The 13,596-nt window shown below is 66.8% G+C and carries 8 protein-coding genes; 4 read left to right on the top strand and 4 right to left on the bottom strand.

The window, feature by feature from the left end; genetic code table 11:
* Window positions 1-406 precede the first annotated feature (406 nt).
* Entirely contained in the window at window positions 407-3,178 is a 2,772-nt protein-coding gene (gene polA, locus ACTOWJ_RS09250) for a DNA polymerase I (protein ID WP_441334309.1), read from the bottom strand.
* A gap of 281 nt (window positions 3,179-3,459) precedes the next feature.
* On the opposite strand from polA, the gene ACTOWJ_RS09245 reads away from it, so the two are divergent.
* Together ACTOWJ_RS09245 and ACTOWJ_RS09240 are read left to right on the top strand one after the other, a co-directional pair.
* Window positions 3,460-3,783, top strand: coding sequence for a DUF2782 domain-containing protein (locus ACTOWJ_RS09245; RefSeq protein ID WP_441334308.1), 324 nt, complete (start codon window positions 3,460-3,462; stop codon window positions 3,781-3,783).
* 94 nt (window positions 3,784-3,877) lie between these two features.
* Window positions 3,878-4,315 (top strand): GNAT family N-acetyltransferase, encoded by a 438-nt coding sequence (locus ACTOWJ_RS09240; RefSeq protein WP_441334307.1) that lies wholly within the window; start codon window positions 3,878-3,880, stop codon window positions 4,313-4,315.
* Between the two features lie 207 nt (window positions 4,316-4,522).
* Here the strand turns inward: ACTOWJ_RS09240 and ACTOWJ_RS09235 are convergent, their stop codons facing one another.
* On the bottom strand, window positions 4,523-6,598 hold the full coding sequence (locus tag ACTOWJ_RS09235) for a S9 family peptidase (protein WP_441334306.1): 2,076 nt from the start codon (window positions 6,596-6,598) through the stop codon (window positions 4,523-4,525).
* Window positions 6,599-6,768: 170 nt separating this feature from the next.
* On the opposite strand from ACTOWJ_RS09235, the gene ACTOWJ_RS09230 reads away from it, so the two are divergent.
* Window positions 6,769-7,317: a hypothetical protein gene (locus ACTOWJ_RS09230; RefSeq protein ID WP_441334305.1), complete on the top strand. Its 549-nt coding sequence runs from the start codon at window positions 6,769-6,771 to the stop codon at window positions 7,315-7,317.
* 13 nt (window positions 7,318-7,330) lie between these two features.
* Here ACTOWJ_RS09230 and ACTOWJ_RS09225 read toward each other — a convergent pair whose 3' ends face one another.
* Complete coding sequence (locus ACTOWJ_RS09225) at window positions 7,331-8,545, bottom strand: phytase (protein ID WP_441334304.1); 1,215 nt, start codon at window positions 8,543-8,545, stop codon at window positions 7,331-7,333.
* 169 nt (window positions 8,546-8,714) lie between these two features.
* Here ACTOWJ_RS09225 and ACTOWJ_RS09220 point away from each other — a divergent pair, with 169 nt between their 5' ends.
* Window positions 8,715-11,060, top strand: a complete 2,346-nt coding sequence (locus ACTOWJ_RS09220) for a TonB-dependent receptor plug domain-containing protein (protein ID WP_441334303.1) — start codon at window positions 8,715-8,717, stop codon at window positions 11,058-11,060.
* 334 nt (window positions 11,061-11,394) lie between these two features.
* Here ACTOWJ_RS09220 and uvrD read toward each other — a convergent pair whose 3' ends face one another.
* Window positions 11,395-13,572 carry a DNA helicase II gene (gene uvrD, locus ACTOWJ_RS09215; RefSeq protein WP_441334302.1) on the bottom strand — a complete coding sequence of 726 codons (2,178 nt, stop codon included), beginning with the start codon at window positions 13,570-13,572 and terminating at the stop codon, window positions 11,395-11,397.
* Between the last annotated feature and the right edge of the window lie 24 nt (window positions 13,573-13,596).

Below are 13,596 nucleotides of genomic sequence, written 5' to 3'. Positions count from 1 at the left end.
TCGCGGAAAACGCAGCGTCGCCGATTCCACGGAAAGATCCGTGCCAGGAACGATGGCATCGGTATGCAGGCAGCGCATCGGCTTGCAGTCGCATGGGCGCGGTCGACGCGCACCTGTTTCCGCATGGAGGCCATCGACGATGGCGATATCGCCATGGGCGACGCAAATAAAAAGCCCCGCAGGCAGGGGGGGCCGGCGGGGCTGGTGGAGCGTGCCCTGGGGAGGGGGCGTTCGCTCCGGGGGATCACTCCAGGGGAGGGAGAGATCGGCGACAGACGTTGCATCTGTCGCGACCTATATGACCACCTGGCACATGGATAGTTCGTGAAGATCAGAGTTAATAAATTGTTGGGTTCAGGACCGATTCATTAAAGCAAGTCCTGCAAAATCAATAGCTTCCAGATAATCAATGCGCTTCGTCCCAATTAATACCGATACCGCTGTCTACAACCAGCGGCACGCGCAATGTGGCCGCCGCGGCCATCCGGCGCGAGGCCTCGTCCCGCAATTCGGGGATAAAGGCTTCGTCCGCTTCAAACACCAGTTCGTCGTGGACCTGCAGGATCATCTTGGCACGCTCGCCGTGAGCGCCGAGCCACGCGTCGATGTCGATCATCGCGCGCTTGATGATATCGGCCGCGGTGCCCTGCATCGGTGCGTTGATCGCCGCGCGCTCGGCGCCCGCGCGCAGGCCCTGGTTGGAGGCCTTGATGTTCTCCAGATACAGGCGCCGGCCGAACACGGTTTCCACATAACCCTTCTCGCGCGCGTCCTGGCGCGTGCGCTCCATGAAATCGCGCACCCCGGGATAGCGGCTGAAATACAGCGCGATGTAGTCCTGCGCCTCGCCGCGGCCGATGCCGAGCTGACGCGCCAGACCGAACGCGCTCATGCCGTACATCAGGCCGAAGTTGATCGCCTTGGCCGCGCGGCGCTCGTTGCCGCTGACGTCCTCCAGCGATTTCTTGCCGAACACTTCCGCGGCGGTGGCGCGATGCACGTCGGCGCCGGACTCGAACGCGCGCACCAGGCCGGGGTCTTCCGACAGATGCGCCATGATCCGCAGTTCGATCTGCGAGTAATCGCAGGCCAGCAGGCGCCGGCCCGGCGGCGCGACGAAAGCGCGGCGGATACGGCGCCCGTCGTCGGTGCGGATCGGAATGTTCTGCAGGTTCGGATCGCTCGACGCCAACCGTCCGGTCGCGGCGCCAGCCTGGTGATAACTGGTGTGCACGCGGCCGGTGTGCGGGTTGACCATCTCCGACAGTTTGTCGGTGTAGGTGCTGCGCAGCTTGGCCAAGCCGCGGTATTCCAAGATCACCCGCGGCAGTTCGTGCTGGTCGGCGATCGCTTCCAGCGCTTCCTCGTTGGTGCTGGGCTGGCCGGTCGGCGTCTTCACCAGCGCCGGCAGCTTGAGTTCGTCGAACAACAGCGCCTGCAGTTGCTTGGGCGAATCCAGATTGAACGTGCGCCCGGCCAGTTCGGTGGCCTTGATCTGCGCAGCGAGCATGCGCTTGCCCAGATCCTGCGATTGCCGGCGCAGCTCGTCGCCGTCGATCATCACGCCGTTGGCCTCGATGTGTTCGAGCACCGGCACCAGCGGCATTTCGATCTCGCGATAGACGCGTTCCAACTCCGGCTCGGCGGCCAGGCGCGCGCCCAGTACGCGATGCAGGCGCAAGGTCACGTCGGCGTCTTCGGCCGCGTACTTGGTCGCATCGTCGATGGCGACCTGCGAGAACAGTATCTGCTTGGCGCCCTTGCCGGCCACGTCGGAGTATTTGATCGTGTCGTAGCCCAGATAGCGCTTGGCCAGCGAATCCATATCGTGGCGGCTGCCGGTGGCGTTGTAGACGAAGCTTTCCAGCATGGTGTCGTCGGCGTAACCGGCCACCTCAACGCCATGGCGGCGCAGCACGTGCAGATCGTACTTGCCGTGCTGGCCGAGCTTGCGCCGGGCCGGATCGGCGAACACCGGCCGCAGCGCCGCCAGCACCGTCTCTCGATCGAGCTGCGCGGGCGCGCCGGGATAATCGTGGGCCAACGGGATATACACCGCTCGGCCGATTTGCGTGGCGAAACTCAGGCCGACCAGATTGGCCATCATCGGGTCCAGCGAGTCGGTTTCGCTGTCGAAGGCGAACTCCTCGCTGACCTGCAGCGCGGCCACCAGCGCGTCGAGCTGCGGCTGGGTGGTGATCGCTTCGTATTCGCCCTTGACCGACAACGCGGCGTCCGGCGTTTCGGCCGCGGCGCTGGAACGCGCGTGACCGGCGGCGGTGGCGCGCAGGCCCGCGCGGTCGGCGGCGAGTTCATTCGCCGTGGCGTTGGCGCCGCCTTCGATCTCGCGCAAGGCCTGCTTGAAGCCGTAGCGCGCGTACAATACGCGCAGCGCCTCGATGTCGCGCTCACGCAGCGCAAGCTCCTGCGGGCCGCGGTCGAGTTCGACGTCGGTCTTGATCGTGGTCAGCTGGCGGTTGAGCGGCAGCCGGCCCAGCGCGGCGCGCAGGTTGTCGCCGATCTTGCCCTTGATCTGGCCCGCGTGTTCGATCACCCCTTCCAGCGTGCCGTACTCGCCCAGCCACTTGGCCGCGGTCTTGGGCCCGCACTTGTCCACGCCCGGCACGTTGTCGACCGTGTCGCCCATCAGCGAGAGCAGATCGATGATCTGGTTCGGATTGACGCCGAACTTGGCGAACACCGCCTCGTCGGAATCCATCCGGCTGCCGCTCATGGTGTTGACCAGGACCACGCCCGGGCGCACCAACTGGGCGAAGTCCTTGTCGCCGGTGGAAATGGTGACGTCGATGGCGTCGGCGTTGGCGCGCAGAGCCAGGGTGCCGATCACGTCGTCGGCTTCCACGCCGTCGATGCGCAGGATCGGAATGCCCAGCGCTTCGACGATCTCGCACATCGGCAGCACCTGTGCGCGCAGGTCCTCGGGCATCGGCGGGCGATTGGCCTTGTATTGCGGGTCGAGGTCGTCGCGAAAGGTCTTGCCGGGCGCGTCGACCACGAAGGCCAAGTAATCCGGACGCTCGCTCAGGGTCGAGCGCAGCATGTTGACCACGCCGAACAGCGCGCCGGTAGGCTCGCCGGCGTCGTTGCTCAGCGGCGGCAACGCGTGGAAGGCGCGGTAGAGGTAGCTGGAACCATCGATCAGGACGAGTCTTTTCATGGCCCCGATTCTACGCCGAGCGGTCGCCGGGGCTGCGATGGGGGCCGGGTTTCGCGGCGGCGGGCTGTCGGGGCTGAAGCCCCTCCCACAAAAGTTACCGAGACCACGCAAGCGCTCAAGGGCGGCATCGGTTCCACGAGGTCTTTTGTGGGAGGGGCTTCAGCCCCGACACGCAAGCCACAACGTCCGCGCAAGCTCGATGTCGGACATCGCGCTCCGTCGATGCGCACCCTTAACGAGCCTGCGGCGTATGCTATCGGCCTGAGACACGGAGATTCGCCATGCGCGCCCCCCACGCGTCGCCGACGCCCCTCGCCACCCTGCTGGGCCTGTCGTTCGCCCTCGCGCTGAGCGGCTGCGCCACCACGCGCGCGGCCGACGATCCCACCGCCGCCCTCAGCAACGCCGAGATCCGCACCCGCACGGTCGAGAACGGCGACGTGCTCGAGGAGTACCGGGTCGCCGGGCAGCTGCGCGCGGTCAAGATCACGCCCGCGCGCGGGCCGGTCTATTACCTGGTCGACGAGAACGGCGACGGCCGCCTGGACACCAGCAAGGGCGAGGGCACGGTCTCGCCGGTGTATTTCAAGCTGTTCAGCTGGTAACGGCCCGAACGCCGCGAACAACGGCACGAAACCGGCGAAAGCGCCGGCCGTGGTTCGCTACACTTCCCGCCTGTTTTGCTTCCGTGACAGGTCGATGTCGGCAACTTTTGAAATCCGCACCATCGTCGGCGACGCCGAACTGCGCGCCGTGTGGCCGCTGGTGTCGCAACTGCGCCCCGAGTTCGACGAGGCGCGTTTCCTCGCGCAGATGCACCGGCAGATCGCCGCAGGCTGCCGCGCCACCGTCGCCTTCGACGCGCAAGGCGTGCCGCGCGCGTTCGCCTGCTGGCGGGTGATGGAAATGCTCGCAGTCGGCCTGCACGTATACGTGGACGATCTGATCACCGACCAGACGGTGCGCAGCCAGGGCTACGGAAAGACGATGCTGGATTGGCTCAAGGCCGAGGCCAAGCGACTGGGTTGCGCGCGCCTGCAGTTGGACTCGGGCACTCACCGGCAGGACGCGCATGCGTTCTACCTGCGCGAACGCCTGCGCATCGAGGCGTTTCATTTCGGGGTGAAGCTGGATTGAGGCGGAGCGCGGCCATCGTCCGGCGCGCAGTCGCGAACGGTTGCCCCCTTTGAAAAAGGGGGCGGCGCCCGGCGCGAGCGGCTGGAGCGATGGAAATCGGAGCGTGGGGGATTCGCTCTGGGTGCGGTGGCGATTCTGTTTTGCGGATAAGAGCAAATCCCCCTAGCCCCTTTTTCAAGGGGCACTTATCGAAGCGGGCGTGGCAGATCAGCGCTCGGGCGCCGATTCGGGCTTTGCCGCCGGCTTGTTGCGATAACGCTCGAACCAGCCCAGCGTGTTGAGCACCTGCGCGAGGGTTTCGCTGGGCCGTGCGCCGATTCCGTGCGACGCGCCGGGTATGCGGATCATCGCGCTGTCGACGCGATGCAGTTTGAGCGCGGCGTAGTACTGCTCGGTCTCCGAGATCGGCGTGCGGTAGTCGCTTTCGCCGGTGATCAGCATGGTCGGGGTCTTGACCTTGCCGACGTACGCCAGCGGCGACAGCTTCCAGTACAACTCCTGCGCTTCCCACGGCGGGCCGGGGAACCAGTGCTGGGTGATGTAGGACGGGCCGTCGGAGGTCAACGCGAAACTGGTCCAGTTGATGACCGGCTTGGCCACCACCGCAGCGCGGAAACGCTCGGTGTGACCGACGATCCAGGCAGTCAACACGCCGCCGCCGGAGCCGCCGGTCACGTACAACTGCTGCGGATCGACATACCCCTTGGCGATGGTCGCATCGACCGCGCTCATCAGATCGTCGAAGTCGTGACTGGGATAGTTCTGGTGGATGTGGTCGGCGAAGGCTTGGCCGTAGCTGGTGCTGCCGCGCGGATTGACGTACAGCACGACGTAACCGGCGGCGGCGTAGAGCTGGGTCTCCACGGCGAAACGCGGGCCGTAGTTCGCATACGGGCCGCCGTGGATTTCCAGCAGCAGCGGATAGCGCTGGCCGGCCTGGAACTGCGGCGGCTTGACGATCCAGCCCTGCACGTCCAAACCGCCGGCCGAGGATTTGGTCCACAAGGTCTCGACCTCGCCCAGGCGCTTGCGCGCGAGCGAGTCGGCGTTGAGATCGGTCAGCACGCGCGATTTGCCGCCGCGCTCGACCACCGCGACATCGGCCATGCGCGAGGCGGTTCCGTGGGTGTAGGCGACGCGGCCGGCGCCGACCGAGAAACTGCCGCCCGGATACGGCCGCCCGACCGCGGTGCCGCCGACGTCGTCGGCCACCGATTCGACCTTGCCGCCGCCGGCGGCGATCCAGCCCAGATGGCTCACGCCTTCGCGGTCGTAACCGAAGTACAGACCGCGACCGCCGCGATCCCACTGCGGATTCTCGATCTCGTAATCGAAGTTCTCGGTGAGCCCTCGCGACTTTCCGCTGTCCAGATCGAGCACGTACAGATGCGCGACCTGATAGCCGAGCTTGCGATCGTCGTAACCCAGATAGGCCAGTTGCCGGCCGTCGGGCGACAGCACCGGCGACACGTCCGGCCCGCCGCGGTCGGTCAGCGCGGTGGTTTCGCCGCTGGCGACGTCGACCCGGTAGATGTCCTGATCGATCGGCCGGTATTCGGCGTCGGGGCGGCGGTTGGAGACCACGAACAGCGATCGGCCGTCGCGGCTCCACACCGGCGTGGAATCGTGGTCGTAATCGCCCTGGGTCACCTGACGCGGCGTGCCGCCGTCGGCCGGGATCACGAACACGTGCTGGTAACCGGGCTTGAGGTAACCGGCGCCGTCGGCGCGATAGTTCATGCGCTCGATCAATTTGATGTCGTCGGCCCACTGCGCGCCCTCGGGCTTGGCCGGCAGCTTGGCCAGCGGCGTGGTGTCGGCGGCGACGTGCATGGTGAAGGCAAGCCAGCGGCCGTCCGGCGACCACGCCAGGTTGGATGCGCCTTCGGTGAGGCTGCTGATCGCCGACTGCTGGCCGCTGTCCATCCAGCGCACCCAGATCTGCGCCGACCCTTCGCGATCGGACACCCAGGCGATGCGATCGCCGCCGGGCGACCACACTGCGGCGCCGTCGCCGGCCGCGCCGCTGGTCAGCGCGCGCTGCCGGCCGCTGTCGACGTCGACCAGCCACAGATTGCTGCGGCGGCGGTCCTTCATGATGTCGAAGAACTTGCGCTGGTAGACGATGCGGCGGCCGTCGGGCGACATCGCCGGGGCGTCGGCCCATTCCAGATCGAACAGATCCTTGGGTTGCAGATTGCGCGGGTCGGCGTGCAGCTCCGCGGCGAAGGCGGCCGGTGCGCACAGGACGAGCGCGGCGGCGAGGACGAGACGTACGAACATCGGCGGTTCCCGTTCGGCAGGCGTGAGCGCTCAGCCTAGGCGGCCGCGGCCGTGCGTTCCCAGTGTCGTTGGTCGTGGCCGCGGCACCGGGCCGAACGGCACGCGCGCGCGCCGTCGCGGGCTGCTACGGTGTCGCGCAGGTCCACAGGGGGCATTCAAGGATGATGGCCATGACTCGAACCCGCGCCTCGCTCGGCGGCCACCTTCGCTGGTTGGCCGCCGGCTTGATCGTGCTGCTGGCCGCTTGCGGCGAGCCGGCCGCCAACGTGGCCCAGCCCAAGCCCTACGACCGTCTCGGCGTGCATCTGCAGATTCCGGGCAACTGGAAACTCAGCGACGACCAGCGCATCGCCAGCATGCATTACCTGACCGTGGAGAGCCCGGGTTCGGCGATCTTCATCGCGATGGTCCAGTCCGACGGCGCCCGCGAGTTGGAAGAGTTCGCCCGCAGCTTCTCGGCCGAGGCGGACAAGCAGACACCGTCGATGCTCAAGCGCGAAAGCCGTTTCGATCTGTCGGCCTTCACCGAGGGCACCATCCGCGAGCGTTACGTCGTCAGCATCGCCGGGGTGAAGGTTCCGCACTTGCGCGAGTACCGCAAGATCACCGGCGCGCACCGCACCGCGTTCCTGATTACGCAAAGCGCGGAAGAAGACCTCAAGCAGACCCAACCCGGCTTCGATCTGCTGGTGAAGTCGTTCCAGCTCACCGATCGCTGAGGCGCCGCGCGCCTCAGCCTTCGCAGCGGCTGCGCAGATTCAACGCGTTCGCGATATCGCGCCAATCGAACGCGCCGACCGCCTGGTCGTCGTGCACGGCATAGAACACGCCGTCGGGAAAACGCGTCGAGCCGGCCTGCTGCAACCACACCCCGTCGGTGTTGCCGACGGTGCGGCCGGCGAACGCGCCCAGGTGACGCAGGCTGACGCGATCGAACACATGAAACAGGCTACGGTCTTTGTACTGATCGGTCGCGATCCAGTAACCGCTGCCGTCGCCGCACTGCCATAGCGCGATGCCTTCGGCCTGCGCCTTGAACAGTCCCAGCCCGAGGGTCTGGCCGCGGTAACGCCCGTCGAGGGTGTAGTCGCGGATCGCGGTGCCGGTGGCCAGGTCTTCCTCGGCGATCAGCAGGCGGTCGTGCGCCGGATCGCCCCAGATCGACTCGGGCACGCGGATCGCGCCGGCCGCGCTGGTGTCGCCGAAGGCGCTGAGATGGCGCGCGAGCGGCGTCGCGCCACGCAGATCGAGGCGATAGCGCTGCATGCGCCGGCCCAGTTGCTCCAGCGGCGGCGGAATCTCGTTGCCGTTGGCGTCCTCGCCGGCCATGTAGGCGTCGGTGACGATCACTTCCAGTTCCTTCGCGCTGACCTCGCGCACCCACAAGCCGTAGGGCTGTTGCAGTTGCTGCGCGCCGAAGCTGGTCAGCGGGCGCAATTGCGGCGTGCGCGTGTCGGCGATGCCCGGCGCATTGAGCGGCGCGGCCGGCAACGACAGCGACAATACCTGCACGCGGCGGTTGTCGCGTTCGACCACGAACGCCAGATCGCCGAACACGGCGATGCCGTTGGGCCGGCGGAATTCGCCCAGGCCGTCGCCCTCGCGGCCGTAGCGGGCCGCAGCGGTGCCCTGGTCGCCGTCGTACATCACCAGCCCGCCGCCCTGCTTGGCCGTCGCCAGCAGCCACAAGCGACCGTTCGGCGCGCGCCAGACCGCCGGCGAGTCGATGTTGTCCTGCGGCGTGGCCGGGGTCACGAACGCTTCGGCGACCTGCCGGTAGTCCAGCCCGGCACGCACCAGCAACGGATCGGCGTCGGCTGCGCCGCGCTCGTCGGGCTCGCGCTGCGCGGCTTGCGCCGGTGCGCCGGCGCCGCGCGGCGCATCGGAGGTCGCGCAGCCCGCCAGTGCGAAGGCGAGGGACAGGAGCAATGTTGAGCGCTTGGGCATGTTCTGGTTCGTGGTAGTTCCCCGGACGCTGTTATAGAAGCGTCATATGCCGCTTTCATGACAGGACCGGCTCGCACGCGCCGCGGCAAAACGACAAATCGCGCACACAGTCATCGTCCTGCCATCGCATGGACTTACAACGCTCGCCATACCTTCACCGGCGAAATCCATGCGCAGTCCGCGACGTCTCAAGCTCAGCCATCATGCCCTCAGCGCCGCCGTACTGGTCTGTCTCGCCGCGCCGGCAGTGGCCGCGGACGTCCCCGCAGCGCCCCCCGCGGCGACCGAGCTCGACCGGGTCACGGTGACCGGACAGATCGCCTACCGCGACCGCAGCGAAGCCACCGCCCCGACCCTGAGCTACGGCCTGGACTATTTCCAGCGTTTCGAACCGCTGACCGTCGGCGACATGCTCAAGCGCGTGCCGAGCGTGGGTTTCGTCTCCGACGTGCTCGAGTACGACGGCGCGCGCCTGCGCGGCCTGGACCCGGGCTACACCCAGATCCTCATCAACGGCAAAAAAGTGCCCGGCGCGGGCGGCGATCGCTCGTTCTACGTCGACCGCATTCCGGCCGAACTGGTCGAGCGCATCGAGATCATCCGCAGCCCCAGCGCCAACCGCTCCGGCGACGCGGTGGCCGGCGCGCTCAACATCGTCCTGCGCGACGCCTACGACTTCGACGGCGGCTATCTGCGCGCCGGCGCGCTGCAGTTCGACGACGACAAGACCAAGCCGGTGCTCGGCGCGGTCGGCAGCGGCGAATTCGCCGGCGGCCGCGTGCTCGGCGGCGTCAACGTGCAAGGTCGGCACAACCCCAAACGCAAGCGCAGCGACCGGTTCGAGTCGCCCGACGGCGATTTCGTCGATCGCGAAGACCAGAGCGATGTGCGCGACGGCACCGATTACTCCGGCAATCTGTCCTACACCCGCGATATCGGCACCGGCCGCCTGAGCGTGGACGGCTTCTACGTACGCACCGACCGCACCGAGACCGAACATTCGCTCGAATACAACGACCCGGCCAGCCGCGCGCGCGACCATCTGCTGTCGGTCAACGACCAGAAAGTCGACATCAAGCAGGACAACGCCAGCCTCAACGCGCGTTACGCCTTCGACATGGCCGGCGGCCGCAGCGAGATCGATCTGGGCTATGCGCGCTTCGAGGACCGCCGCCACGATACCGAGCAGGAAATCGGCTACGACGACGAAGACAGCCCGCCCTCGTTCGACGGCTTCGAAGGCACGCGCATCCTCGGCGACACGCGCGACAGCGAGTTCAGCCTCAAGCTCGCCCACAGCCGCGCGCTCGGCGCGGCCAAGATGGAGTTCGGCGTCGACGGCGTGGACAAGCGCCGCACCGCCTCGCTGCGCACCAGCGAAGTGGAGGCCGAGAAAGAAGGCCAGCCGTTACCTCCCTACGCCGACTTCGAACGCCAGACCAGCCGGATCGAGGAACGCCGGCTCGATCCGTATCTGATGTTCTCCGGCAAACAAGGCCGCATCGACTGGGAAACCGGCCTGCGTTACGAAACCACCCGCGCCAAGATCCGCAGCGTCGCCGAAGAAGGCGAGGACGCGGTGCAGCGCGACAAGGACTACGGCCTGCTGTTGCCGTCGGCGCATCTGCGTTTCAATCTCACCGAACACGACCGCCTCAGCGCCTCGATCGCGCGCACCGTGCGCCGTCCGGATTTCAATCAGCTGCTGCCGATGACCTTGGAAGAGGAATACGGCGACAACGATTTCCTCGGCAATCCCGATCTGCAGCCGGAAACCGCGTGGGGTTTGGATCTGGGCTATGAGCGCCGGCTGGGCCAGCGCGGCGTGGTCGGCGTGAATCTGTTTTATCGCAAGGTGCGCGATCTGATCGAGATCGTCGGCACCGGCCGGCCCAGCGCGACCGCACTGGATGATCACGAGGACGCAGTCGAGGAGTTCCTCGACGAACATCCCGGCGCGGGCCCGGGCACGCCCGGTTACCCGGTGCTGGACCCGGACAGTTTCGTCTTCACTGCCGCCAACATCGGCGACGGCAGCGTCTACGGCGCCGAGTTCGACCTGTCCACGCCGCTGACCGCGCTGGGCCTGGCCGACACCGGCGTGTTCCTCAACTACTCATGGCTCGACAGCGAGGTCGACGACGACTTCGGCAAGCGCCGTTTCAACAACCAGCCGCGTTCGGTGCTCAATGTCGGCTTCATCCAGGACTTGCCGGGCGTGGGCATGTCGTTCGGCGCCAGCTACCGGCGTCAGGGCGATGCCGCCTCGCGCGTGCTCGGCGAAGAGGTCTCGACGCGCTACGGCGCCGATCTGGAAGCCTTCGTCGAGAAGCGGTTCGGCTCGCAAGTGGCGGTGCGTTTGACCGGATCGAACCTGCTCAATGCGTCCAAGGACGAAGACTTCCACAAGTTCAATACGCTCGGCGACCAGCTCGGTCGCGATTACGACGAGTACGAGCGCGAGAGCGAGAAGGCGGGGCCGGTGTATCAGTTGGTGGTGCGGTATGCGTTTTGAGAACAGGCGTTGACGTAACCTCTGGTGCGCCGCTTCGGTGTGTGAGTTGCCCGCGGCCTTTGCTCATCGTCCCCGAGGCTGTTGCTCGCCATTCGCGCAGCTTTTGCTCGTCATCCCCGCGAAGGCGGGGATCCAGAGACTTCAGAGTTGTGCCGCGATAAAGCCCTGAATCCCCGCCTTCGCGGGGATGACGGCAATGAGGAAGCGCGGCCTCGACGGCGTAATCTCAGAAGCTTTACCGGCGACCACTCAATATTGGCGACCGTCATTCCGACGCTGGCGGGAGTGACGACTCGGGGAGTTTCGCTTCTTCACTAACGCGTCGAACGATTAACTAGAGTGGCTGCAGATTCGCATAAGCCAACACCAGCCACTTGCTCCCTGCCTCATCGAAATTCACCTGCACGCGCGCATGCGCGCCGGCGCCTTCGTAATCGGTGACGGTGCCGGTGCCGAAGCTGGCGTGGCGCACCTGCGAGCCCAGCTTGACCGGCGGCGCCTCGATCGGCGCATGGCCGAAATCGCGGCGCGGCGCGCTGTTGAACACCGGACGCGAGACCTGCACCTTCGGCCGCACCTCGTTGAGCAGATTCGGGGGAATCTCGCGCAGAAAACGCGAAGGCATGCCGAACGTTTCCATGCCGTGGATGCGCCGGCTTTCGGCGTAGCTCAGCACCAACTTCTCGCGCGCACGTGTGATGCCTACATACGCCAGACGCCGCTCTTCTTCCAGGCGCCCGGATTCCTCCGTCGAACGCGAGCTCGGGAACAGCCCTTCCTCCAGGCCGCCGAGAAACACCAGCGGAAACTCCAGGCCCTTGGCGCTGTGCAGGGTCATCAATTGCACGCCGTCCTCGCCGGCCTGGGCCTGGCCTTCGCCGGCCTCCAGCGCGGCGTAGCTGAGGAAGGCGATCAGCTCCGGCATCGCCGCGGCCTCGTCCTCGTCGCTGCGGGTGAAGCGCGATGCCACCGAGACCAGTTCGTCGAGGTTGTCGGTGCGCGAATCGAGCTGACCGCGCGACTCGTTGGCGTAGTGCTCGCGCAGGCCCGAGCGTTGCAGCACGTGATCGATCTTCTCCGGCAGCGGCATGTCGACCACGTCGCTTTGCAGGGTGTCGATCAGCAGCGCGAAACCGGCCAGTGCGTTGCGCGCGCGTCCGGCCAGCCCGTTCTCCGACGACAGCCGCAGCGCGGCCTCCCACAGCGACACCGCGTCGCCGCGGGCGCGCTTGCGCACCTCGTCGAGCGTGCGCTCGCCGATGCCGCGGGTGGGCGTGTTGACCGCGCGTTCGAACGCGGCGTCGTCGGCGCGGTTGGCGATCAGGCGCAGATAGGCCAGGGTGTCCTTGATTTCGGCGCGCTCGAAGAAGCGCTGGCCGCCGTACACGCGGTACGGCACCTGTTCGGACAACAAGGCTTCTTCGTAAGCGCGCGACTGCGCGTTGCTGCGGTAGAGAATGGCCACATCGCCGTGGCTGCCGCCGTCGCGCACCCACTGGCGCAGGCGCTCGATCACGAAGCGCGCCTCGTCCATCTCGTTGTAGGCCGCGTACAGATCGATCGGCTCGCCGTGGCCGGTGTCGGTCCACAGCTTCTTGCCCAGTCGGTCCGGGTTGTGGGCGATGACCGCGTTGGCCGCGTCGAGAATATTCGCGCTGGAGCGGTAGTTCTGCTCCAGGCGGATGGTCTGCGCGCCGGAGAAATCGCGCAGAAAGCGCTGCACGTTCTCGACCTTGGCGCCGCGCCAGCCGTAGATGGCCTGATCGTCGTCGCCGACCACGAACACGTGGCCGGTGTCGCCGGCCAGCACGCGCACGAAGGCGTACTGGATGGCGTTGGTGTCCTGGAACTCGTCGACCAAAATCTCGCGGAAGCGTGTCCGATAGTGCGCGAGCAAGGCCGGGTTATCACGCAACAACTCATGCGCGCGCAGCAGCAACTCGGCGAAGTCGACCAGACCGGCGCGTTCGCAGCGTTCCTGATACGCCTCGTAGCAACGCAGCATCACGTCGGCCCAGTCGTCGCCGGCCGGCTGGATGTTGCGCGGACGCCGGCCTTCGTCCTTCTGGGCGTTGATCCACCAACTGATCTGGCGCGGCGGGAAGCGGGTTTCGTCGAGCTCCAGCGCCTGCACCACGCGCTTGACCAGGCGCAGCTGATCGTCGCTGTCGAGCACCTGGAAACCTTCCGGCAGCTTGGCTTCCTGCCAATGCAGGCGCAGCAGGCGGTGCGCCAGACCGTGGAAAGTGCCGATCCACATGCCGCGCGCGCCGCGCGCGAGCTGCGCATCGACGCGCGAGCGCATTTCGCCGGCAGCCTTGTTGGTGAAGGTGACCGCGAGGATGCCGTGCGTGGGCACCCCATAGACTTCATTGAGCCAGGCGATGCGGTGCGTCAGCACGCGGGTCTTGCCGCTACCGGCCCCCGCGAGAACCAGATAGTGGCCGGCCGGAGCCGAAACGGCCTCGCGCTGGGCCGGATTGAGTGCGTCGAGCAGATGCGATACGTCCATCGGGCTATTGTAACGGCCCAGGTG

The organism is Lysobacter sp. CA199, from assembly GCF_052078715.1.
Classification (GTDB): Bacteria; Pseudomonadota; Gammaproteobacteria; order Xanthomonadales; family Xanthomonadaceae; genus Lysobacter.
This window is presented reverse-complemented; position numbering and strand designations above follow the sequence as displayed.